The sequence below is a fragment of the Amycolatopsis sp. NPDC049691 genome (assembly GCF_040675005.1).
GTDB lineage: Bacteria > Actinomycetota > Actinomycetes > Mycobacteriales > Pseudonocardiaceae > Amycolatopsis.
This window is the reverse complement of record NZ_JBFANX010000016.1, coordinates 90,107-113,035: the sequence shown is the minus strand read 5'-3', so window position 1 is coordinate 113,035 and position 22,929 is coordinate 90,107. Positions and strand designations below refer to the sequence as shown.

The following is a 22,929-nucleotide window of genomic DNA, read 5'->3' as shown; positions in this document are numbered from 1 at the left end:
GGCGACACCGCCGCACCGACCTTGGGAGCGTCCGCCGTGGCTTATCCGGACGATTTGCTCAGCGAGCAAGAGCACGTCGTGGTGCACAGTCACCCCCACTTCAAGATGCTGATCTTCCCGACGCTCGTGTTCCTGGTCACCCTGGGTGCTGGCACCTGGCTGGCGATCCTGGCGAAGGACGCGTCCTCGCCGTGGAACTCGGTCGGGCTGATCGCCATCGGGGTCGTGGCGCTCGTGCTGATCGTGTGGCTGTTCCTGGCGCCGCTCGTCCGCTGGCGGACCACCCACTTCATCGTGACCACCGACCGCCTCATCGCCCGCGAAGGCGTGCTGAAGCGCACCGGCATCGACATCCCGATGGGCCGCATCAACAGCGTCCAGTTCGAGCACGGCCTGCTCGACCGCGTCTTCGGCTGCGGCACGCTGATCATCGAGTCGGCGTCCGACGAGCCGCTGCGGTTCGAGGACATCCCGCACGTCGAGAAGGTGCACACGGTGATCTACCGCGAGGTCAACGACAACCCGTACGACGACTACCGCCCGGGCCCCCAGCAGACCGAGCCGCTGCCGCCGCAGGGCGGGCGGCCGCCGCGCGGCGACCGTCGCCGCTGATGGGCACGCGCGAACTGGGCCTGCCGGAGCGGGTCCCCTCGGCGGGGGAGCTGCCGGAGCGGGTGACGATCTGGGAGGTCGGCCCGCGGGACGGCCTGCAGAACGAGAAGACCATCGTCCCGGTCGAGGTCAAGCTGGAGTTCCTCGACCGGCTCGCGGGCGCCGGCCTGACGACCCTGGAAGCCACCAGCTTCGTGCACCCGAAGTGGGTGCCACAGCTGGCCGACGCCGAGCAGCTGCTCGCCGGGCTGGACCGCCGCGAAGGTGTCCGCTACCCCGTGCTGGTGCCGAACGAGAAGGGCCTGAACCGGGCCCTCGACGCCGGTGTCGAGCACATCGCGATCTTCGCCAGCGCGACGGAGACGTTCGCGCGCAAGAACCTCAACTCCTCGCTCGACGAGCAGTTCGGGATGTTCGAGCCGGTCGTGACGCGGGCGCGGGAGGCGGGCGTCGAGGTGCGCGGCTATCTCTCGATGTGCTTCGGCGACCCGTGGGAAGGCGCCGTGCCCGCCAAGCAGGTCGCCGACGCGGGCCGCCGTCTGCTGGACATGGGGTGCTCGCAGCTTTCGCTGGGCGACACCATCGGCGTCGCGACCGCGGGCCAGGTGGAGAACCTGATCGGCCTGTTCGGCGATGTCGGTACTTTGGCCGTGCACTTCCACGACACCTACGGACAGGCTCTGGCCAACACGCTCGCGGCGCTCCGATGTGGAGTGTCGACTGTGGACTCTTCGGCGGGCGGGCTCGGCGGCTGCCCGTACGCCGAGTCGGCGACGGGGAACCTGGCGACCGAAGACCTGGTGTGGATGCTCGACGGGCTGGGTATCGCTCACGGAGCCGACCTGGACGCGCTGGTGGCGGCCAGCACGTGGATGGCGGGACAGCTCGGCCGCCCGAGCCCGTCCCGCGTGGTCGCCGCGCTGAGCTGACCTCGCCCGCACCCGTTCCCGTGGGGTGCGGTATCAAGGGGGACCGGCAGCACCGCGGCCGCGTCGAACACCACGTGCCCGCGGGCACCGACCGAGCCGGAGGATGGGTGTGACCGAGCCTTCCGAGGCGGGCTCCGAACCGGTCGAGGCCGACCTCGACACGGGGCCGATCCGGGTGCCCGAGTACGGGCTGACGGATTCCGGCGCCTTCGAAGAGGCGCCGACCCCGCCCTCGGGCAACCCGGCGGCGTGGCCGCACGCGGTGTCGCCGCTGCTGCCGCCGTTCCCGCTGCCCCCGGCTCCGCCCGTGCCCCCGGCGCCCGCGCCGGCCGCGCCGCCACCGCCGGTCGCCGGGCCGCCGCTCAGCCCCGGTTCGCCGGCGCCGTTGCCACCGCTCGGGTCGCCGCGCACGGAACGGGAAAGCGTTGTCGCGCTGTTCCTGGTCCACATGTTCCCGATCGGGCACCTGCCGGTGGCCATGGACAAGCCGGCGCTGCAGCTGCCGCTGCCCGACGACCCGGAGGGCTTCGCCCCGAACGACCACCCGGACGCCCGGCTGATCTTCGACGACCAGGCGCTCACCAACGTGACCGCCGGGTTCCGCCGCTCGCCGACCGCGCCGTCGCGGCCCGTGCCGCGGCACCTGACCGAGGGGTACGTGCCGTACGCGCACGCGACGCAGGCGGTGTGGATCCGCCGGTTCGTCGTCGGGCACAGCGAACTCGGGCCCGAATACGCGTGGCCGCCCGGCGACCACTACCCGGAGGGCGGCGTCGACCACGCCGAGCCGGTGATGGTCCCGGCCAACACCGTGCTCGACCGCTTCGGCCCGGCGTACGGCCGCGTGTTCTTCGCCGACGGGACGCCCTTCGCGGAACGCTCGCTGCCGCCCGGGATGCTGGACGCCGAGTACCGCCGGTACGTCGTGGTGCGCGCGGTGCCGATGTGGCGGTCGGAGACGGCGAACTGGTTCGGCCAGGTCGGCGGCGGCACCCGGTACCGTGCGCTGCTGGCGGCCGACGAACTGGTGACCCTCGGCTACCTCGCCGAGGCCAAGGGGGATGAGGACTGATGAACACGCAGTCGATCCAGCGCTGGCTCGGCGTGCTGGGCGTGCCGCCGGAGGTCGTTTCGCTCGGCGCCGAGGTCGACAACGCCTGGTGCCTGATGCAGGGCGAGGACGAGGCGTGGGAGGTCTTCTGGCGGGAGCAGGGCAACCGCTACGACTGGGCGCGGTTCACCAGCGAGCAGGTGGCGTGCCACTACCTTTTCGGCAGGCTGGCCTGGGCGCAGGTCGCCCGCGGCGCCGTCGGCCTGCTGCCCGGGTCGTGACGCGCACGACCCGGGCAGGCCGGTCAGCTCACCGCGTAGGTGAAGACGTGCGCCGCGCCTGAACCGGTCGACGTCGGCAGCGTGATACTGCGAACCTGCTTCGCCGGATCGAGCGCGATCGGGGCCGTCGCGAACAGGTACGACGTGTACGGCCGCTGGAGCCGGAACATGTACCGCGGGAACGCCGAGTTCACGTACGGCACCTTCGCGACGACCGTGTTCCCGAACTGCGGCGTCTCCGCTCCACCCTTCAGCAGCCACTCCGACAGGCCCAGCTGCGCCTGCTGCGTCGAGCCGTCGGTGTAGGTGACGGTCACCGTGCCCTGCGCGTCCGAACCGGTTGCCGCACCGAGGAACGACAGTTTCGTCGCCCCCTTGGCCGCGGTCACCGCAAGCGTTTGCCCCGCCGCGATCACGTTGTCCGGCGACCCGGTCGGGCTCGACGGCCACCGGAACCGCTGGCCGTTGGCGGTCACCGTCCCGCCCGGCGTGATGCCGTTCGCGGCGAACCCCTGCGCGGAGTAGGAGAACGCGAACCCGCCCGGGTAGAGGTCGGTCTCGCCGAAGTCGCCGTACTGGACGAACTTGTCGTCCGTGACGCCGACGTTCGTGTTCGCCGCGTGCAGCGTCCCCGGCGTCCCGACGGTCACCGGCAGCCGAGCCGGTACCTGATCGCCGAACTCCACCGGCACGCTCGTGTACGCGTCCGGGGTCCCGGCCGCCGCGGTGACCTTCACCTGCTGGGAAGCGGAGCCGTGCGCGCCCACGGTGAGCGTCCCGCTCGACGGCGTCACGGTGATCCCGGCCGGCGGCTTCGCCCGCCACGTCACGGTGCCGGCGCCGGTGATCCCTTCCGCGATCACCGTGGCCGTCGTCGCGGAGCCGGGAGCGACGACCACACGGCCCGGGCCGACGCGTCCGCGCACTGGAACCTCGCCGTCGCGGAAGGACGGCGGGACGTCGGAAGCGCCCGAGCCCCACGACGTCGGCGACGCGCCGAGCGTGAAGTCGAGCCGGCCGCCGTTGACCGCGAAGGACTCCGGCAGCCACGGCTTGGTGCTGGTCTTGCCGTCGACCTTCAACGCGCGAACGTACTTCACCGAGCTGGACGCGCCGGGCGCGGTGATCGTGATCCGCTGCCCGGTCGCCCGGGTCAGCGTGATCTTCGGGAACATCGGGCTGGCCAGCACCAGTTCCGCGCGGCCGGGCGCCTCCGGGTACATGCCGAGCGCGGCGAAGACGTACCACGCCGACGTCGCGCCGAGGTCGTCGTTGCCGGGCAGGCCGTCTTCGGTGGGCTTGAACAGCAGTTCCGCCGAGCGGCGCACGATGTCCTGCGTCTTCGACGGCGCGCCCGCGTACGCGTACTCCCACGGAACCTCGAACGACGGCTCGTTCGACATGAACGCGTACGGCGAACTGGCGTCGCTGTTCAGCTTGGTGAAGAAGAAGTCGAGCCGCTTCTTCGCCGCGTCGTCGCCGCCCATCGCGTCGAAGAGCCCGCGGACGTCGTAGGGCACCATCCAGGTGTACTGCGCCGCGTTTCCTTCCTGGTAGCGCATTTCCTGGTACTGCGCGGGGTCGAACGGCGACAGGAACTGGCCGTCGCGCATCCGGGTCTGCAGGTAGCCCGTCGCCGGGTTGTAGACGTTTTCCCAGTACTGGGCCCGTGACATGAACTGGTGATAGGTACTGGACGCACCGAGCCGTTGGGCCAGCTGGGCGATGCCGAAGTCCGCCGTCGTCTCCTCGAGCATGTCGGAGACGTTGTTGGGGTGGTACCCCAGCGTCAGGTAGTCCGAGAGACCCGGCCGTTCGAGCGCGCGTTCACCGGCCTGCTGGACGCGGGTGGCGCCGGTGACCATCGACTTCAGCGCGTGGGACGCGTCGAAGTCGGTGGCGCCGAAGGCGTACGTGCTCGCGATGATCGAGTGGTAGGGGTCGCCGCCCATCACGCCCATGAAGTCGTTGTTCTGCGACCAGCGGTCCCAGATCCCGCCCGCCTGGTCCGCCTGGTTGAGCATCGACTGCGCCATGTCGGCGGCTTCGTGCGGCGCCAGCATCGACAGCAGCTGGACCTCGTCGCGGTAGGTGTCCCAGCCGGAGAAGTTGGCGTACTGCGCGTGCCCCGGTTTCGCGAGGTGGATCTGCTTGTCGAAGCCGGCGTACCGACCGTCCACATCGGAAAAGACGTTCGGCTGCATGAGCGTGTGGTAGAGCGCGGTGTAGAACGTCCGGGTCGCCGCGTCCGTGCCGCCCTCGACGGTGATCTGCCGCAGCCGGTCGTTCCAGGCTTGACGGGCCCGTGCCTTGACCGCGTCGAAGGAGTCGTGCCGCTGTTCCAGCAAGGCGTTCAGCCGCGCGCCCGTCAAGTCCACATAGGACACGCCGACGTGCACCTGGACCGGCTTGGCGGGGTCGAAGGTCAGGTAGGCACCGGAGCCGCCGTCCGGGGTGACGACCTGCTTGTCCCAGGTCGTCTTGCTCAGGTCGCCGCCGCGGGCGCTGGTGCCGCCCGGCGTCACGGTGGCGTCCTGCCAGGTCCCGGACGTCGTGAACGGCTGGTCGAACGACGCGATGAAGTACAGCTTGTACGTGTTGGGGCCGCGGCAGAAGTGGCCGGAGGACACCCATCCTTCGACGGTCCGCCGGGCCGGGTCGACCGTCACGGCGGCGTCGTCGCTGCCCATCGCCGACTGCGCGACGTCGATGAGCAGCGTGGCGGGCGAGTTCTTCGGGAACGTGAAGCGGCCGAGGCCGGAGCGCTGGGTCGCGGTCAGCTCGGTCGTGATGCCGGAGTCCGTCGTCACCTTGTAGTAGCCGGGAGACGCGGATTCGTTGGCGTGGCTGAAGGTGGGGAAGTACTTCGTCGCGTCGACGGCGGGCGACGTCGAAACCTGCCCGGCGAACGGCAGGAACGGGACGTCACCCGCCGCGCCGCCGCAGCCGGCGCCGTTGAAGTGGGTGAGGCTGAAGCCGCGGAGCTTGTTCTCTTCCCAGGCGTAGCCGCCGTCGCGGTCGCGGGCGTAGTACCGGCCCTGCCCGGCGGGCGGCTTGGGCTGCAGCGGCGTGTCGGGGCTCCACTGCACCATGCCGAAGGGGACGTCGGCGCCGGGGAACGTGTCGCCGGCGTAGGTGTTGGTCTCGGGGGTGTCGCCGGCCTTCGCGCCGGCGAACGGGTTGACGTAGGCGGAGAGGTCGCTCTCGTGGGCGGCCGCCGGACTGGCCGCGATGGCCGTGAACAGGGGAATGACCAAAGCCGCGGTGACGACTCTGCGCATGCTCTTCCTCCCGGGGTGAGCGGGCCGCCCGCGCCTGACAACGTTGTCAACGGACCGGGTGACCCGGCGAGCACTGGGAGTGAACCACCGGTCGTTCGGACCGGTCAAGAAGTTCCCGCCGAGCGGCCTACCCGGTTACCTCTTGAGGATCGCGAGCGCGTCTTCGTGGAGCCGGCCGTTCGTCGACAGCGCGCTGCCGTTGTCGTACCGCGCCACGCCGTCGAGGTCGCTGAACCGCCCGCCGGCCTCGGTGACGATCACCTGCGCCGCCGCGACGTCCCACGGGTTCACGATGCACTCCGCCGCGACGTCCAGGGCGCCCTCGGCCACCAGGACGTGGTGCCAGAAGTCGCCGAACGCGCGGGTCTCCCAGCACGCGTCCACCAGGCCGAGGTACTTCTCGCGCGAGTGGTACTCGGTCCACGAGTTCAAGTCCGTAGTGGACAGATAAGCGTCCGAAAGGGACGAAACCTTCGAAACCGACAGCTGCCGCGTGCCGGCGGCGTCCGAAGAGAAGGCCCCGGAACCGGTCGCCGCCCACCAGCGGCGGCCCAGCAGCGGCGCGCTGATCATGCCGACGACCGGGTCGCCGTCCGCCACCAGGGCGATGAGGGTCGCCCAGACGGGTACACCTCGGAGGAAGTTCTTGGTGCCGTCGATCGGGTCGAGCACCCACGCCCGGCCGGTCGCCGCCGAGCCGCCGCGCTCCTCGCCCAGCACCGCGTCGGCGGGCCGTTCTTCGGCGAGCACGGCACGGATCGCGTCCTCCACCGCGGTGTCCGCGTCGGTCACCGGGGTGCGGTCGGGCTTGCGCTCCACCGCGAGGTCCAGTGCGCGGAACCGCGCCGTCGTGATCGCGTCGGCGGCGTCGGCCAGCCGGGTGGCGAGGGCCAGATCATCTTCGTAGCCAGGCACGGTCACGATGGTTTCACGCCCGCGCGCCGTAGAGTTGGCCAGGTGAGCATGGTCCTACTTGCCGAAGACGATCCGGCCATCGCCGAACCGCTCTCCCGCGCCCTCGAACGCGAGGGATACGAGATCCACGTCGTCACCGACGGTCCTTCGGTCCTCGACGCCACCGCCGCCCAGAAGGTCGACCTGCTCGTGCTCGACCTCGGGCTGCCCGGCATGGACGGGCTCGAGGTCTGCCGGCGCCTGCGCGCGGGCGGCACCGAGCTGCCCGTCCTGATGCTCACCGCCCGGACCGACGAGGTCGACTTCGTCGTCGGCCTGGACGCGGGCGCCGACGACTACGTCGCCAAGCCGTTCCGGCTCGCCGAGCTGCTCGCCCGGATCCGCGCGCTGCTGCGCCGCCGGGTGCCCGAGGTGCTGGAGGCCGGCGGCGTGCGGATGGACCTCGGCGCGCGGCTGGTCACCGTCGACCTGCACGAGGTTCAGCTCGCGAACAAGGAGTTCGAGCTGCTGCGCGTCCTGATGAGCCGCGCCGGGCAGGTCGTCAGCCGCGACGAGATCCTCGCCGAGGTCTGGAACGACCTCGAGTCGAAGACGTCCAAGACACTCGACATGCACATGTCGTGGCTGCGGCGGAAGCTCGCCATCGCCGCCGACGAGGCCGCCGGGCGCACCAGCAAGGCCCACGACGGCGAGCGGCGGATCGCGACCGTTCGCGGCGTCGGCTTCCGGTTCAACGCCGAATAAGCCGTGCGCCGCCGCATCCTGCTGGCCATCCTGCTGGCCGTCGCCGTCACCGCGGCGGTACTGGGCATCCCGCTGGGCATCGTGGCGAGCTGGCAGATCGAGTCGAGCTACCGCGAGACGCTCGCCGAGAACGCCCGCGCGGCGGCGGCGATCCTCGACACCGAGATCGCCAACGGCCAGGCGATCGACCTCGACCAGGTGCGCGCGGCGGTGCCCGCGAACGGGATCCTCACCGTGCAGGTCCCGAACCAGCAGGAAAAGCGCTACGGGAACGACCCCGGGCCGGACACCGTCACCGAGACGGCCGACCTGGCCCGCGACGGCAAGGTCGCCATCGCCGTCCCGGCCGGCCCGATGCACGAGCGCCAGACCACGGTGACGCTGGTCGTCGTGCTGCTGGTGCTGCTGTCGGTCGGCACCGGCGCGGTGGTCGCGATCGCGACGGCCCGGCGGCTCGCGAAGCCCCTGCGGCACGTCGCCGAACGCGCGTCCCGCCTCGGTGGCGGCGACTTCCGGCCCGACCCGAGCCGCTACGGCGTCGGCGAGCTCGACATGGTCGCCGAAGCCCTGGACGCGTCCGGCACGGCGCTGGCCCAGCTCGTGCAGCGGGAACGCCAGCTCGTCGGCGACGTCTCGCACCAGCTGCGCAGCCGGCTGACGGCGCTGCAGCTGCGCCTGGAACCGCTCACCGTGCACCCGGACGAAGAGGTGGCCGACGAGTCGAAGGCGGCCCAGGAGCAGGCCGACCGGCTCGCCGAGGCACTGGACGAGCTGCTGGCGGCGGCCCGTGCGGCCCGCGAGGTCGGCGCGGAGCCGGTGGACCTGCCGACCCAGCTGCCCGAGATGGCGCAGGAGTGGCGAGAGCTGCTCCGCTCCGAAGGCCGCAACCTTCGGATGCGGGTGGCCGACGGCCTGATGGCTCGCGCGACCCCGGGGCGTCTTCGTGAGGTCGTCGGCGTGTTGCTGGACAACGCCCTGCGCCACGGGTCGGGCACGGTCACGGTCGCCGCGCGCCGCGGCGACGCCGAGGGCACGGTCGTCATCGAAGTCAGCGACACGGGCTCGGGCGTGCCCGACGAGCTGGCCCCGCACATCTTCGAGCGCGGTTTTTCGGGCGGCGGCTCGACCGGCGTCGGGCTGGCGCTGGCCCGCGCCCTGGTGGAAGCGGACGGCGGCCGGCTCGAGCTGTCGAACCGGCGGCCCGCGGTGTTCAGCCTCTTCCTCAAGGTGCCGCGGCCGAGTGACGTGCCCGAGGTGCGGTGGCCCGCGGAGCGCGTCCCGCGCTAGTCGGTGTCGGCCGTGACGAGCAGGACGAACCCGGCTCGCGCGGGCATGCCCAGGCTCGTCCACAGTCCCGTCGGATCCGTTGCGGCCAACGACATCCGCACCTTGGAAGCGCTTTCCGCGGGCAGCCGCCCGGCGTCGAGGACCGCGTGCAGCGCCGCGTCGAGCAGGGCGTGCTCGTCCTGGATCGCCCCGGCCCGCGCGGTGACGAGGTAGGAAAGCGCGCAGCGCCGGGCCGCGCGCTTCCCTTCCCCCTCGTTTCCCTCCCCGACGGCGTCGCGCAGTGCGAAGAGGAACAGCTCCACGCTCCGCACCTGCGACTCCGTCTGCCAGGTCGGTTTCGGCGGGTCGAGCCGGATCTGCGTTCCCGCGGGCAAGCGGGGCCGCAGCAGCCGGCACAGTGCCTCGTCGACCTGGGCGATCATGGGTCAGATCAACCCTTCACGCAGTGCGTACGCGACCGCGTGCGACCGGTTGCGCAGCTGGAACCGGTTCGTCACGTCGTGCAGGATGCTCTTCACCGTGCGCTGCGAGTAGCACAGCTGGTCGGCGATCTCCTGCGTCGAATACCCCGCCGCGACGAGCCGCAGCACCTCCGTCTCCCGGTTGCTCATCCCGCCCAGGTGCAGGCCGCGCGGCTGGAGCACCTGGCGTTGCAGGCGGGACACCCGGCTCAGCAGCCGGCCGAGCAGGTCGGGCGGCAGCGCGCCCTCCCCGGCCGCGGCCGCCTTGATCAGCCGGACGAGCACCTCCGGCCCGGCGTCGGCGCGGCGGGCGACCGCGCAGACCCCGTGCTCGACGGCGTTCAGGATCTCGTTGTCGTCGACTTCGCCCGCGATCAGCACGATGCGGGTGAAGCCCTGGTGGTGCAGCGCGGACAGCAGCTGGGTCATCGTCTCGTCGAGCCGGTCGGCGACCAGCAGCGCGACCATGGCCGAGTCGGCCGCCTCCCCGTCGACCACCCGGACCTCGTCGCGTGAACGCAGCGCCATGCAGACGCCGTTGTGCAGGATCGGATCGGTGGCGCGGACCACCACCGGCGTCCTGTCGGATTCGAACATCGTCACCCATTCCCCTCGAACGGTGCGAGGGTTTCCACCCCTCACCCTTCCCACAGTGCCCGCTCGGGTGTCCCGAGCGCATGGGACCGGCGTCCCGGATTGCCCGGTGGGGTGCCCGTCAGGACCGGCCGAGTCCCGCGTCCCGGGCCCGGACGATCGCTTCGGCGCGGTCGGCGACGTGCAGTTTGGCGAAGACGTTGGAAATGTGGTTACGCACCGTTTTCGGGCTCAGGCAGAGGGTGTTCGCGATGACGCCGTTGCTGTGCCCGGCCGCGATCAGGGACAGGACCTCGCGCTCGCGCCCGGTCAGCTCCGGGAACACCGGCTCGCTCGTGGGCGGCGGCTGGTTGAAGAAGCCGAGCACGCGGTTCGCGATGTCGGGGCCGAAGATGGCTTCGCGCCGGGCGACCGCCTGGACCGCTCGGATGATTTCGTCCGGCTCGGCGTCCTTGAGCAGGTAGCCGCGGGCACCGGCGCGCATCGCCGCGAAGACCGACTCGCTTTCGTCGGCCATCGTCAGCATCAGCACGCCGGTGTCCGGGCTCACGGCCGCGATGTGCCGGGTCGCCTGGATCCCGGACAGGTCGGGCAGGTGCAGGTCCATCACCACGACGTCGGGGAGCAGCGCGCCCGCGGCCTCGATCGCCGCAGCGCCGCTGGCCGCCTCGCCCACGATTTCGATCTCGGGCTCGGCGTCCAGCAGCGTGCACACGCCGAACCGGAACAACGGGTGGTCGTCCACGACGAGCACGCGCAGACCCATCCGGTCACCTCCCCGCTGTCACCCCCCGTAATGGTAGGTGAATGCGGCCGCGTTCTCACGTGCCCATTTCGCGAAGGTCAGCGGCGGCCGGCCGAGCAGGCGTCCGACGGTGTCGAAGACGACGTGTTCGCACTCGGCGGATTCCCGCTTCAACGCGAAGAATCCGTCGACGGCTTCGGCGGGCCAGCCGAATCGGCGCAGCATGCGTTCCCGCGCGGCGGTTTCCGGTTCTTCGACGAATTCAATCGGACGGCCGATCGCTTCGGCGAGGATCGCGACCTGCCGGGCGGTGGTGAGCGCTTCACCGCCGGTGAGTTCGTAGGTCGCGCCTTCGTGCCCGGACGTCGTGAGGGCGAGGGTCGCGACCGCGGCGACGTCCCGGACGTGGACGAGCGCCGACGCGGGGTCGCCCTCGGGCACGTAGACGGTGTTCTCGTCGCGGATCGAGCCGAGCCAGGCGAACCGGTTGTCCATGAACGCGCCGGGCCGCAGGATCGTCCAGGCCGGCCCGGCTTCGCGGACCGCCTGCTCCGCTTCGGCGTGGGCGCGGGTGATCGGGTCGTTCTGTCCGAAGTGGACACCTGTGGTGGACAGCTTGACGAGGTGGCTCACGCCGGCGCGGGCGGCGGCCTGGGCGACCGCCGCTTCGCGGTCGGCGCTGTGGCCCTGGGTCAGCACGAAGACGCGGTCGGCGCCCTCGAGCAGCGCGGGCAGATCGGCGGTGTCCAGGTCGGCCTGCACGACTTCGGCGCGCGGGTCGATGCGGGCCTTGGCCGGGTCGCGGGTCAGGGCGCGGACGGCGGCACCGGCGTCGAGCAGGGCGGGGACGAGGGCGCGGCCGACCTTGCCGGTGGCGCCGAGGACGAAGATCATCGGGAGTTTCCTGTCTTGAGCGGGACGTGGGGGAGTGCGAACGCCGTGACGAGGGCGAGCGCGAGGACCGGCAGCAGGGCGAGGAAGACGCCGTGGGCGCCGGCGGTGTAGGCGAAGCCGAGCGCGACCGGGCCGAGGCTCGAGCCGAGCGCGCGGGCGAGGTTGACGCCGGCGGCGACCGCGCCACGGTCTTCGGGTGGCGCGGTGTTCTGCGTGGCGAGGGCGAGCACCTGCAGGTTGAGCCCGGCCGCGAGGCCGAAGACGACCAGGCAGGCCACGGTCGCCGGGAGGCCGTCGACGGTCAGCAGGCCGAGGACGGCGAGCAGGCCGAGCGCCATGCTGAGCCGCGGGGCCCAGCGGTAGTGCCCGGTGCGGGCGATGACCTTGCTCGCGACGACGGAGGAAGCGGCCACGGCGAGCGTCATCGGCGCGAGCAGGAGGCCGCCTTCGGCCGGTCCCGTGTCTTGCTGCAGGAAGACGGCGATGTAGTTGACTGAGCCGAGGAACGCGAACCCGGCGAGCACGCTGAGCAGGACGGACACGGTGAACGTCCGGTCCCGGAAGAGCCTCGGCGGCAGGACGGGCGCTTCGGCCCGGCGTTCGACGAGCACGAACGCGACGGCGGCGACGGCACCGAGCGCGGCTGACCACGGCGTGAGCAGGGTGAACCCGGTGATGGCGCAGCCGAGCAGGACGACACCGGCGAAGTCGAAAGGTGCGTCCCGCCGTCGTCTCGGCAGGTCGAGTTTCCGCAGGAGGGCGACGGCGACCAGGCCGAGCGGCAGGTTGACGAGGAAGATCGACCGCCACCCGGCGACCTCGGTGAGCAGCCCGCCGGCGACGGGCCCGGCGAGCGACGCGACGGCGAAGCAGATCGAGAACCACCCGAAGTACTTCGCGCCTTCGCGGGGCGTGAACATCTCGCCGAGCGAAGCGCCGACGGAGACGAAGAGGCCGCCGGAGCCGGCGCCCTGCAGAACGCGCCCGGCGACGAGCGTCGCGGCCGACGGCGCGAGCCCGCAGGCGAGCGAACCGAGCAGGAAGAGGGCGAGCGCGCCGAGGAGCACGCGCTTGCGGCCGAAGACGTCACCGAGCTTGCCGTAGAGCGGAGCGGTGACGCTCCCGGCGAGCAGGTAGGCGGTGGTGACCCAGGCGTAGGTCCCGGTGGTGCCGAAGTCGGCGGCGATCCGGGGAAGTGCGGTGGCGACGACCTGGGCGTCGAGCATCGCGAGGAAGACGGACAGGAAAAGCCCGGCAATGGCCGGATTCTGGGCGCGTTTCAGCGCGGTCGTGCTCAAGAAGAAGTCCTTGTTTCGGCAGAAGGGACGAGAGATGCGGACGTGCTTTCACGCACGTCCCGTCGAGTCGGGAAAAGGTTCCATCGTCACCCGCGGGGCAGGTGCGACCTCTTCGCGCTCGGAAACCACCTCGAATCGTCCCGCTCGCCCGGCCGAACCCGGACGGCGTCCTCACGAAGGAACATTGACGAGGATGACTGTAGACAACTACATGTCGGAAGACAAGTAGTTTTCGATCCAGTACCGCCGGACGCGGGACACGCCGAGGGTCCGCGCTTCACCGAGCATCCGGCCGAGCGCCCAGCTCGCCACCCCGCGACCGCGCGCGGACGGCCGGACGCCGTAGCCGATGTGGCCGAACTGCCGGACGAACTCGCCGAAGCCGTGCCGCAGCGCGATGCCGCCGAGCACCCGGTCGCCTTCGACGATCCACCGGTAGGTGCAGGCGTCAGCGCAGGCGGGTCACGTCGCCGGTGTCACGACGGCGCTCGCCCAGCTCGTCCGGGAACACCCACTTCTTGAACCCCCAGAAGCGGAAGAACATCGCCAGCAGCATGCCGATGATCGACCCGCTCGCGAAGTCCGCCACCTCCTGCACCAGCCGCGTCACGTGCGGGACCTCCAGGTCCAGCACGTACCGCGACACGTACAGCGGGATCAGGTTCACCACGACCGCGACCCCGCTGATCACGAAGAACAGCGCGGCCTCGTGGTGGCGCTCGCGGCCGCCGCGGGTGCGGAACGACCACTCGCGGTTGAGGATGTACGACACGATCGTCGCGACGATGATGGCGATCGCCTTGGCGGTGGTCGGTTTCGACTCCAGCACCGAGAGCTTGAGCAGGTACCAGACCCCGTTGTCGACCAGGAAGGTCGTGCCGCCCACGATCGCGAACTTCAGCAGCTCCCGGTGCTTGATCAGCACCGAACGCAGTGGCTCCGGCGTGCGCTTCAGCACGGTTTCCACAACGGTCACACCACGCAGTCTAGGAGCACACCGCGTTGACCTGTGGTTCAGGCGGCCTCGCGGTCCTGAATGTCCGGATCTTCCACGACCTCGAGCACCCGCGCGCCTTCGTCGGGGAACACCCACTTCTTGAACGCCCACCAGCGGAACACCGTGCCCAGCAGCGTGCCGATGACGATCCCGCTGACGAAGTCGGCCACCTCGACGCCGAACGGCGACAACCGCGGCGCCTGCAGGTCCAGCACGTACCGCGAGAACCACTGCGGCAGCGCGTTGAGGCCCAGCGCGATCCCGCTGAACAGGAAGAACAGCGCGGCCTCGTGCGTCCGCTCGCGGCCGCCGCGGGTGCGGAACGACCACTCGCGGTTGGCGACGTAGGAAAAGATCGTCGCGACCAGGACGCCGACGATCAGCGCCGTGACCGGGTGGGTCCGCAGCACGGTGAACTTCAGGCCGTAGTTGACGGACATCGTGATCACGAAGCTGATCCCGCCGACGACGGCGAAGCGGAGGAGCTCGCGATGCTTCTTCAGCAGCTCGCGCACCGCGCGGACGCTACCCGGTCAGCCAGCCGAATCCCTTCTCGGGGGTGACGGTCGGCGGCTGGTTGCCCGGCTTGGTGCTCGGCCGCGGCGGCGCGCTGGTCGTGGTCGACGACGTCGGCGGCTCGACCGTGGGCTCGGTCTCCGACGTCGTGGTCGGCGGGGTGGACGACGGTTTCGGCGAAGTCGGTTTCGGCTTCGTCGGCGTCGTCGACGGCGAGGTCGACGTCGGCAGCGGGTCCTTGCCGCACCAGTGGTGGTAGCAGCCGAAGTCGATCGTCACCGGCGCCGCGGACGCCTTTCCGAGCTGGGCGTTGATCGTGACGCGCCCGTCGTCGGGACGGCCCTTCAGCCGCACCCACAGGTTGACGTGCTGGCCGGGGGCGACCGCGCTCTTCGTCGTGCAGCTCGCGCCTTCGGACGTCGTCGTGCAGGGGAAGCCGCGCAGGCTCCACCACTGCCACAGCGGGTGGTCGAAGGTGACCGTGACCGGCCGGGTCGTCTCGCCGGTGTTGCGGACCCGCACGTAGACCAGCGGGTTGCGGGTCCACGGGAACGCCGAGAGCCCGTCGCCCTGCGCTTCGAGGACCACCGCGTCCGGCGGCTGCTTCACGGTGACCTTGACGCTCACCGAGACGTTGATCTGCACGCCGGCGGTGACCGACCCGGTCACCGTGCCGCCCTGGGCGTCTTCGTCGGCCTGGAGCCGGAAGTTCAGCGTCGCGCTCTGGCCGGGCTGCAGGCCGGTGCCGGTCCGGCACGTCACCGTGCCGTCGCCGCCGGGGCAGTTCACCGAGATCGGGGCGCCGTCCTGGGCGAACGCCATCGGCGCGCCGCCGCCACCGGTGTCGACCGCGTGCACGCCCGGCGGCAGCTTCAGCGCGACGGCCACCGGCTCGGACGGGCTGCCGCCGTCGTTGCGGACGGTGATCGGCAGGTTCGCCGCGGAGCCGGGGGTGAGCTCGACGCCCTCCGGCGGGGTCGTCGCGGACATCGACGGCGGGGCCGGGGCGGGCGGGGCCGGGGGCGGCGGGGCCGGCGCGGGTGGTTCGACCGCGGGCGGCGGGGGCTCGACCGCCGGCGCCGCGGGCGGCGGCGGTGGCGCGGGCGGAGCGGGGGGCTGCGGGGGCGCGGGAGGCGCCGGCGGCTGGACCGGCTGGACCGGCTGGGCCGCGGGCGGCGGCTGCTGGGCCGCCACGGGGATCTCCTGCGCCCCGCCGCCGGCGGTGAGCGCGATGACGACGGCCGCGATGACCGCCGTGCCCGAGGCGGCGACCCCGGCGAACTGACGGGGTCCCGCGGCGGCGGCACCCGCGGCCGCGCCCGCCTTGCCCCCGGCCGCGGCGGCACCGGCGGCCGCCCCGGCGGTCGCTGCGGTGACCGCGCTCGCCTTGGCCGCGCCGATGGTCGCGAGGTAGCCGAGCGCCGCGCCGCCCAGGACGATCGGGGCGATGATCGCGCGCAGCCCGCCGTTGACGTCGGCGAGCTCCGCGGCCAGCGCGCGGCAGTTCTCGCACTCGTCGAGGTGGTTCTCGACCTGGTTGCGTTCGCGCTTGGACAGTCCGTCGCGGGTCCACGCGCCGAGCCGCTCGGCGCACGCGCGGCAGCGTTCTTCGGCGTTTTCCTGCAGGTGGACCTGCAGGTACGCCTGGCGAAGGCCCTCGCGGGCGCGGTAGGCGAGCGCCGAGACGCCGTTCGCGGTCAGGCCCAGCAGCGGCGCGACCTCGGCCGGGCTCTGCTGCTCGATCTCGGTGTGCCAGAGCACCGCCTGCCAGCGTTCGGGCAGCCGCGCGAACGCCTTGGCGGCCATCGTCCGCTCGAGCCCGGCGACGGCGGTGTCGGAGAACGGCACGGTCAGCGCCTCGGACGAGACGTCGGTCATGTCCTCGTTGAGGTCGACCCGGCGTTCCTTGCGCGTGCGGTCGTACGCGGTGTGACGCAGCGCAGTCAGCAGGTACGCCCGAAAGGCTGTGTCCGGGCCCTTGCCGCCACGCAGCGTGTCCAGCACCTTGGCGAACGCCTCGGACACGAGGTCGTCGGCTTCGGAGCTCGATCGGGCCAGCTGACGAGCGAGGTTGTGCGCCGCGCCGGTGTGGCGTTCGTAGAGCGGCCCGTACGACTCGATCTTCCCGGCGCGGACCTCGGCGATCAGCTCGGCGTCACTCTTTCCGCTGAGATCGGCGGGAACGGTGGACACGGCACTCCTCGGTCGGTTAGGGCCAGGACCTGCCATTACAGGCCGGTCCGGGGCGCGAGACAAGTGTGACTGACCCACCCCGGGCCGTCACGCGGTGGTCGGGGTGTTGACTCCGACGGCGGAGCAAAATCACCCATCCCCGGGTCGCGCCGTGGAAAAGCTTCTTAACAAAACTCGCGAGTACGCGTCACGGGATCCGGTGGGGCACGTCCTCACCGTGAAGCACCGAGCAAGATCGAAACGGACCGGATGAAAGGGACAGGGGGCCAGTGGACGTTCCGGCTGCGCGTTCCGGTCCCGGTGACGCTCCGCCCGCCGACCGCGCCCTGCGCGCGCTGCGGGCCCGCTGGCGCACGGCCAGCCTGGCCGCGGGGTGGCGCTTCCCCAGCGACTGGGCGCTGCCCGAGGTCGACGCCGTCTGCGCGACGGTGCTGGCCAAGGGGCGCGTCGAAGCCGCCGAAACGGCACTGGCCGGACTGGCCAGGGCCCGGGCGGCGGCCGGCGCCGGCCTCGCCGAAACCCTCGCCGACCTGGCCGCGCTGCACGCGGTGCTCGGCCACGGCGACGACGGCTTCGTCTCCCCGGACGTCGACGCCACTCCGGCGCGGCTGGTCCGGACCACCGCGCTGGCCTGGGCCGACGTCGCCACCGACCAGCTCGCGCACACCGAGGTCACCGACCCGCTGACCGGTCTGCCCTCGGCCGCCTACCTGCGCACCCGGCTCGCCGAGGTCTACCAGGCCGCGGCCGCGCGCGAACGGCCCGCCGCCGAGGACCACGTCCTGCTGGTCGTCTCGCTCGACCTCAGCGCGATCGCCGGGTTCCCGCGGCTGACCGGGATGATCCTGGTCGCCGACGCGCTGCGGGCGGTGTTCGACAGCGGGCAGAGCGTCGCTTCGCTGGGGCCGTCGGTCGTCGCCGCGCTGGTCCCGAAGGACGAGGGCGTCGCTTCGCACGGCGTCGCACTGCGAAGGGCGCTGCACGAGCGGTTGTCCGTCGATTCGCAGCTGGCCGACATCGGCCGGCCGCGCGTGTCCGCCGTGCGCCTGCCCGCCACCCACGAAATGGCCTGCGACCTGCTGGTGCGTCTCGCACGGGTGTAGAACGGGCGAAAAGTCCGGTTCCGCCCGGACCCTTCTGACCTGGATGGCGCGGGTCATGATTTCCTGGTGAGGTGACCCGGACCGTACCCACCGACGTCGACGGCGCGATCGCGGCCGGACCCCAGTACCGCCTGGCCCTGCGGAAGTCACTCGCCCGCCTGTCCGTGCGCCCGCGGTCGATCCTGATCCTCGCGGTGATCCCGCTGGTCGCGATCGGGTACGGCATCTACGGCTGGCAGCACGACTGGGTGCTCGGCGTCGACAGCGCGGTCTACCGGGCCGGCGCGCTCACGCTGCTGCACGGCGACTCGCTCTACGACGCCAACACCCTCGCCCCCGAGCCGTGGTGGGCGCTGCTGCCGTTCACCTACCCGCCGACGGCCGCGCTGATCTTCGTGCCGCTCGCCGCGTTCCCGACGCAGATCTCCTGGGGCCTGATCACCGCCGTCTCGCTGGCCGCGATGGCGCTGTCGATCCGGATCGCGATCGGCGCCCTGCCCCGCCCGGCCGCGGACGGGCCGCGCTGGTGGGCCTCGCCCGCCCGGTCGACCATCGTGTTCTTCCTGGTCTTCCTCGGCCTGGAGCCGGTCTGGCGGACGATCTTCCTCGGCCAGATCAACCTGATCCTGATGGCCATGATCCTGCTGGACATGCTGGTCATCGGCGCCCGCGGCAGCAGGTGGGGCGGCGTGCTGGTCGGCGTCGCGGCGGCGATCAAGCTCACCCCGCTGGTGTTCCTCGGGCACCTGTTCGTCACCGGCCGCCGGATGGACGCGATCCGCGGCTTCGCGACGTTCGTCGTGCTGCAGGGCCTGATGTTCCTGGTCAACGCCCACGACGCCGCCAAGTACTGGACCGTGACGCTGCCGGACACCGGCCGGATCGGGCCGGTGCACTGGGCGGGCAACCAGTCGCTGAACGCGCTGATGAACCGGGCCACCGACCTCGCGCCGTGGGCGTCGAAGGCGGCGATGGGCATCGGGTTCCTGCTCGCCATCCCGGCGCTGTGGCTGCTGATCCGGTTCCACCGCAAGGGCCAGGCGCTGGCGGCGCTGCTCGTCACCGCGTTCTGGACGCTGCTGATCTCGCCGATCTCGTGGACCCACCACTGGGTGTGGGTGATCCCGCTGATCGTGCTGCTGGTCTCGCGGCTGCCGAAGACCACCCCGAAGACGGCGTGGAAGCGCTGGGTCGGGACCGGCCTGGTGGCCTTCGTGTTCGTCAGCTGCGTGCTGCTGATCCTGCCGAACGGCCGCAACGTCGAGCTGCACTGGAAGGTGTGGCAGAACGTACTGGGGGACGCCTACATCCTGATGCCGGTCGTGCTGGCCTTCGCGCTGATCCTGCGCTGGGGGCTGCAGCGGCGGGCGCGGAAGAAGGCGGCCGCTGATGTCGACGTCCCGGCCGGGGTCTGAGGCGCGCGGCCGGCTGCCGGCCGGCCTGATCGCGCTGCTGGTGCTGGTCTTCGGCGTCGTCGCCTGGCTGTCGGGGTGGCATCTGGGCGCGGACAGCGCCGTCTACCGCGCCGGTGCGTTGACGCTGCTGCACGGCGATCCGCTGTACACGCGGGACGTGCTGACCGCGCTGCCGGACTGGGTGCGGCTGCCGTTCACCTACACGCCGGCCGCCGCGCCGCTGTTCCTGCCGCTCGCGCTCGTGCCCGCCGGCCTGGTGTGGGGCGTGATCGCGTTTTTGTCGGTGGTCGCCCTTATCGTCGTCATCACGGTGGTCTCGTCGTCGCCGGGGCGCGCATCCCTTCTGGGAAGAAGGTGGTGGGCGCTGCCGGCGGGAACGGCCGCCGCTCTGGTCCTTGAGCCGGTGTGGAAGACGCTGTTCCTGGGGCAGATCAACTTGATACTGATGGCGTTCGTGGTGCTGGACGTCCTGGTGCTCTCCCTGCGCGGGTCGCGGTGGGCGGGGGTGCTGATCGGCGTGGCGGCGGCGATCAAGCTGACCCCGCTGATCTTCGTGCCGCACCTGTTCTTCACGGGCCGGTGGAAGGACGGGCTGCGGGCCCTGGGCACGTTCGTCGCGCTCGAAGCGGTGATGTTCGCGATCATCCCGGTCGACGCGGCGCGGTTCTGGCGGGATTCGGCGACCGACCCGAGCCGGGTCGGGTCGGTGCACTGGATCTTCAACCAGTCGCTCAACGGGCTGGTCAACCGGGCTTCGGAGCTGGCTCCCTGGTCGCTGGCGGTGGCGGTCGGGGTGGCGGCGGCGCTGGCCGTGCCCGCGGTGTGGCTGGTCGTGCGGCTGCACCGGCGGGGCGAGGACGCGGGCGCGCTGCTCGTCACGGCGTTCTACGGGCTGCTGCTGTCGCCCGTGTCGTGGTCGCACCACTGGGTCTGGTGCGTGCCGTTGCTCACGCTGCTGGTGGTGAAGGCGCGGTGGTGGGCCGCGGCGGCGGTCGCGCTGCTGTTCGTCTCGCAGATCGTGATGCTGGTGCCCAACGGCGGCGACACGGAGTTCGGCTGGGGCCTGGGCTGGTCGGTGCTCGGCAACGTGTACGTCCTCGCGGCGGCGGCCGGGATCGTGGGGCTGGCGGCGCGTGAGCTTCGCCTGGTCCGGCGGTCGACCGGCCTGGTGACCGTTTAGGCTGATCGGCGCTATGGACAAACACACCGGTCTGCCCGTCGTGGGCATGGTGGGCGGCGGCCAGCTGGCCCGGATGACCCACCAGGCGGCGATCTCCCTCGGCCAGTCCCTGCGCGTGCTCGCCGCGAGCGAGAACGAGGCGGCGGGGCTCGTCGCGGGCGACGTCACCCTGGGGCACCACACCGACCTCGACGCGCTGCGGAAGTTCGCGGCGTCGGTCGACGTGCTCACGTTCGACCACGAGCACGTGCCGGGCGAGCACCTGCTGACGCTGGCGATGGAGGGCTATGCGATCCGGCCGGCGCCGGCGGCGCTCGGCTTCGCGCAGAACAAGCTGGTGATGCGCGAAATGATGGCCGGGCTCGGCGTGCCGGGTCCCGCGTTCGCCGAGGTGTCCACTGTGGACGACGTGGTGGCGTTCGGCGGCGAGCACGGCTGGCCGGTGGTGCTGAAGGCGTCGAGCGGCGGCTACGACGGCCGCGGCGTCTGGATGCTGGACACCGCGCAGCACGCCCGCGAGACGGTGCCGGAGCTGCTCGAAGCGGGCACGGCGCTGCTGGTGGAGGAGAAGGTGGCGATGCGGCGGGAGCTGTCCGCGCTCGTCGCCCGCTCGCCCTTCGGCCAGGGCGCGGCGTACCCGGTGGTCGAGACGGTGCAGTCCGCCGGGATCAACACCGAGGTGCTGGCTCCGGCGCCGGGGCTGTCCGACTCGCGCGTGCACGAGGCCCAGGACCTGGCGCTGCGGATCGCGTCGACGCTGGACGTCACCGGGCTGCTCGCGGTCGAGCTGTTCGAGACCGACACCGGGCTGCTGGTGAACGAGCTGGCGATGCGCCCGCACAACTCCGGGCACTGGACGATGGACGGCGCGCGCACGTCCCAGTTCGAGCAGCACCTGCGTGCGGTGCTCGACTACCCGCTGGGCCGGACGGACCTGATCGCGCCGGCGTGCGTGATGGCGAACGTGCTGGGCGCGGCCGAACTGCCGAAGATGGGGCCGGACGAGCGGCTGCACCACCTGTTCGCGCGGTACCCGGAAGTGCGGGTGCACCTGTACGGCAAGCAGGAGCGGCCGGGCCGCAAGCTCGGGCACGTCAACTTCACCGGCGAGCGCATGGACGACCTGCGCAACCGCGCGCTGCTGTCGGCGCACTGGCTGTCCCACGCCGTCTGGCTCGACGGCTACGAGATCCACTGACGGGAGTATCGGGTATGGCGCCGCAGGTGGGCGTGATCATGGGCAGCGACTCGGACTGGCCGGTGCTGGAGGCGGCCGGCGCGGCGCTGGACGAGTTCGGCGTCGAGTACGAGGTGGGCGTGTACTCGGCGCACCGCACCCCGCAGCGCATGCTGGACTACGCGACGTCGGCGGTGGCCCGCGGAATCCGGGTGATCATCGCGGGCGCGGGCGGTGCGGCCCACCTCCCGGGCATGGTGGCCTCGGCGACGGTGCTGCCGGTGATCGGCGTTCCGGTCCCGCTGAAGTACCTGGACGGCATGGATTCGCTGCTGTCGATCGTCCAGATGCCGGCGGGCGTCCCGGTGGCGACGGTGTCCGTGGGCGGCGCGCGCAACGCGGGCCTGCTGGCGGTCCGCATCCTGGCGGCGTCGGACGAGGGTCTGCGCGCGAAGATGGCGAAGTTCCAGCAGGACTTGGAGAAGCTGGTCCTGGACAAGGACGCGGCGCTGCGCGCCAAGGCCGGCCGCTGACGGGTCACCAGGGGACGGTGTCCCCGTTGCGGTCGAGGTAGTCGAGGCCGGGCTTGCCGTGCTTGGCGAGCAGGACGTCCACGATCTTCGGCACGCTCTCCTCGAGCGTGAACGGCGCCTCGGGACCGCCGAGAGCCGTCCGGATCCAGCCGGGAGCCAGCAGCACCAGGCTCCGGTCGGGGCGCCGGGCCGCGTAGCCGCGCATGAACATGGTGAGTGCGGCCTTGCTGCCCCGGTAGAGCTCGCGCGAGCCGGTCGTGTTGTTCGTGATGCTGCCCTGCCCGGACGACATGGCCCCGATGAGCCCGTCCGGGGGCACGAAGTCTTCGAGTGCCTCGATCACGCGCATGGGGCTGAGCGCGTTGGTCACCATCACCTCGACGAAGTCGGCGGTCGAGACGGCGCCGATCGGGGTGTCCTGGTTGCTCGCGGTGCCCGCGTTGACGAAGAGCAGGTCGAGGCGGCGACCGGCGAGCCGGTCGTGCAGGGGCGGCAGCTGCTCGGGCTTGGCGATGTCGAGGTGTTCGATCTCGACGCGCCCGTCCGACCTGTCCGCCAGGTCGTGCAGGGGAGTGCGCGAGGCCGGGTCCCGGACCGTGCCGATCACGTGCCACCCGCGGGCGGCGAGTTCGGCGGCGATCGCGTGGCCGAGGCCGCGGGAGGCGCCGGCGATGAAGGCGGTCTGCATGGGCTGTTCCCTTCGTTCGGTCTTGTGATCCGAGT

Annotated in this window: 23 protein-coding genes; 11 read left to right on the top strand and 12 right to left on the bottom strand. The window is 71.7% G+C overall.

What is annotated here, in order from left to right; genetic code table 11:
* Window positions 1–36 precede the first annotated feature (36 nt).
* From AB0J40_RS31690 to AB0J40_RS31675, 4 genes are all read left to right on the top strand, one after another.
* Window positions 37–612: a PH domain-containing protein gene (locus tag AB0J40_RS31690; RefSeq protein ID WP_364460169.1), complete on the top strand. Its 576-nt coding sequence runs from the start codon at window positions 37–39 to the stop codon at window positions 610–612.
* Window positions 612–1,541, top strand: coding sequence for a hydroxymethylglutaryl-CoA lyase (locus AB0J40_RS31685; protein WP_364460167.1), 930 nt, complete (start codon window positions 612–614; stop codon window positions 1,539–1,541). Before AB0J40_RS31690 ends, AB0J40_RS31685 begins: the two co-directional genes overlap by 1 nt.
* A gap of 109 nt (window positions 1,542–1,650) precedes the next feature.
* Window positions 1,651–2,613 carry a TNT domain-containing protein gene (locus AB0J40_RS31680; RefSeq protein ID WP_364460165.1) on the top strand — a complete coding sequence of 321 codons (963 nt, stop codon included), beginning with the start codon at window positions 1,651–1,653 and terminating at the stop codon, window positions 2,611–2,613.
* Window positions 2,613–2,873, top strand: coding sequence for a hypothetical protein (locus AB0J40_RS31675; protein ID WP_003105220.1), 261 nt, complete (start codon window positions 2,613–2,615; stop codon window positions 2,871–2,873). Before AB0J40_RS31680 ends, AB0J40_RS31675 begins: the two co-directional genes overlap by 1 nt.
* 23 nt (window positions 2,874–2,896) lie before the next feature.
* Here AB0J40_RS31675 and AB0J40_RS31670 read toward each other — a convergent pair whose 3' ends face one another.
* Both AB0J40_RS31670 and hisN read right to left on the bottom strand, forming a co-directional pair.
* Window positions 2,897–6,154, bottom strand: coding sequence for a GH92 family glycosyl hydrolase (locus AB0J40_RS31670; RefSeq protein WP_364460162.1), 3,258 nt, complete (start codon window positions 6,152–6,154; stop codon window positions 2,897–2,899).
* A 135-nt stretch (window positions 6,155–6,289) separates the two neighbouring features.
* On the bottom strand, window positions 6,290–7,075 hold the full coding sequence (gene hisN / locus AB0J40_RS31665) for a histidinol-phosphatase (protein ID WP_364460159.1): 786 nt from the start codon (window positions 7,073–7,075) through the stop codon (window positions 6,290–6,292).
* A gap of 42 nt (window positions 7,076–7,117) precedes the next feature.
* Here hisN and AB0J40_RS31660 point away from each other — a divergent pair, with 42 nt between their 5' ends.
* Together AB0J40_RS31660 and AB0J40_RS31655 are read left to right on the top strand one after the other, a co-directional pair.
* A complete protein-coding gene (locus AB0J40_RS31660; protein ID WP_364460515.1) occupies window positions 7,118–7,813 on the top strand; it encodes a response regulator transcription factor in 696 nt (231 codons plus the stop codon).
* 3 nt (window positions 7,814–7,816) lie between these two features.
* Entirely contained in the window at window positions 7,817–9,100 is a 1,284-nt protein-coding gene (locus tag AB0J40_RS31655; protein WP_364460156.1) for an ATP-binding protein, read from the top strand.
* On the opposite strand, the gene AB0J40_RS31650 is transcribed toward AB0J40_RS31655, so the two are convergent.
* The 9 genes from AB0J40_RS31650 to AB0J40_RS31610 all read right to left on the bottom strand — a co-directional run bounded on the left by AB0J40_RS31650 (window position 9,097) and on the right by AB0J40_RS31610 (window position 16,798).
* Complete coding sequence (locus tag AB0J40_RS31650) at window positions 9,097–9,522, bottom strand: Pvc16 family protein (protein WP_364460153.1); 426 nt, start codon at window positions 9,520–9,522, stop codon at window positions 9,097–9,099. The two genes, AB0J40_RS31655 and AB0J40_RS31650, sit on opposite strands and share 4 nt — an antisense overlap.
* A 3-nt stretch (window positions 9,523–9,525) precedes the next feature.
* Entirely contained in the window at window positions 9,526–10,158 is a 633-nt protein-coding gene (locus AB0J40_RS31645; RefSeq protein ID WP_364460512.1) for a response regulator transcription factor, read from the bottom strand.
* Between the two features lie 118 nt (window positions 10,159–10,276).
* Window positions 10,277–10,921 (bottom strand): response regulator transcription factor, encoded by a 645-nt coding sequence (locus AB0J40_RS31640; protein WP_086677051.1) that lies wholly within the window; start codon window positions 10,919–10,921, stop codon window positions 10,277–10,279.
* A gap of 18 nt (window positions 10,922–10,939) precedes the next feature.
* Window positions 10,940–11,794, bottom strand: a complete 855-nt coding sequence (locus AB0J40_RS31635; RefSeq protein ID WP_364460150.1) for an NAD(P)H-binding protein — start codon at window positions 11,792–11,794, stop codon at window positions 10,940–10,942.
* Window positions 11,791–13,092 (bottom strand): MFS transporter, encoded by a 1,302-nt coding sequence (locus AB0J40_RS31630; protein WP_364460148.1) that lies wholly within the window; start codon window positions 13,090–13,092, stop codon window positions 11,791–11,793. The genes AB0J40_RS31635 and AB0J40_RS31630 overlap by 4 nt, the downstream gene beginning before the upstream one ends.
* Window positions 13,093–13,299: 207 nt before the next feature.
* Window positions 13,300–13,521: a GNAT family N-acetyltransferase gene (locus tag AB0J40_RS31625; RefSeq protein ID WP_364460509.1), complete on the bottom strand. Its 222-nt coding sequence runs from the start codon at window positions 13,519–13,521 to the stop codon at window positions 13,300–13,302.
* 19 nt (window positions 13,522–13,540) lie between these two features.
* Complete coding sequence (locus AB0J40_RS31620; protein ID WP_364460145.1) at window positions 13,541–14,068, bottom strand: GtrA family protein; 528 nt, start codon at window positions 14,066–14,068, stop codon at window positions 13,541–13,543.
* Window positions 14,069–14,106: 38 nt separating this feature from the next.
* Window positions 14,107–14,604 (bottom strand): GtrA family protein, encoded by a 498-nt coding sequence (locus tag AB0J40_RS31615; protein WP_364460144.1) that lies wholly within the window; start codon window positions 14,602–14,604, stop codon window positions 14,107–14,109.
* A 10-nt stretch (window positions 14,605–14,614) separates the two neighbouring features.
* Entirely contained in the window at window positions 14,615–16,798 is a 2,184-nt protein-coding gene (locus AB0J40_RS31610; protein WP_364460141.1) for a sigma-70 family RNA polymerase sigma factor, read from the bottom strand.
* Between the two features lie 269 nt (window positions 16,799–17,067).
* Between AB0J40_RS31610 and AB0J40_RS31605 the strand changes: the two genes are divergently transcribed.
* The 5 genes from AB0J40_RS31605 (at window position 17,068) to purE (ending at window position 22,206) form a co-directional block, all read left to right on the top strand.
* Window positions 17,068–17,901 (top strand): GGDEF domain-containing protein, encoded by an 834-nt coding sequence (locus AB0J40_RS31605; protein WP_364460138.1) that lies wholly within the window; start codon window positions 17,068–17,070, stop codon window positions 17,899–17,901.
* Between the two features lie 71 nt (window positions 17,902–17,972).
* Window positions 17,973–19,316: a glycosyltransferase 87 family protein gene (locus AB0J40_RS31600; RefSeq protein ID WP_364460136.1), complete on the top strand. Its 1,344-nt coding sequence runs from the start codon at window positions 17,973–17,975 to the stop codon at window positions 19,314–19,316.
* Window positions 19,291–20,496 carry a glycosyltransferase 87 family protein gene (locus AB0J40_RS31595; protein ID WP_364460133.1) on the top strand — a complete coding sequence of 402 codons (1,206 nt, stop codon included), beginning with the start codon at window positions 19,291–19,293 and terminating at the stop codon, window positions 20,494–20,496. The genes AB0J40_RS31600 and AB0J40_RS31595 overlap by 26 nt, the downstream gene beginning before the upstream one ends.
* A gap of 13 nt (window positions 20,497–20,509) precedes the next feature.
* Entirely contained in the window at window positions 20,510–21,694 is a 1,185-nt protein-coding gene (locus AB0J40_RS31590) for a 5-(carboxyamino)imidazole ribonucleotide synthase (RefSeq protein WP_364460130.1), read from the top strand.
* Window positions 21,695–21,708: 14 nt separating this feature from the next.
* Complete coding sequence (gene purE / locus AB0J40_RS31585; protein WP_364460127.1) at window positions 21,709–22,206, top strand: 5-(carboxyamino)imidazole ribonucleotide mutase; 498 nt, start codon at window positions 21,709–21,711, stop codon at window positions 22,204–22,206.
* A gap of 4 nt (window positions 22,207–22,210) precedes the next feature.
* On the opposite strand, the gene AB0J40_RS31580 is transcribed toward purE, so the two are convergent.
* Entirely contained in the window at window positions 22,211–22,894 is a 684-nt protein-coding gene (locus tag AB0J40_RS31580) for an SDR family NAD(P)-dependent oxidoreductase (RefSeq protein ID WP_364460124.1), read from the bottom strand.
* Between the last annotated feature and the right edge of the window lie 35 nt (window positions 22,895–22,929).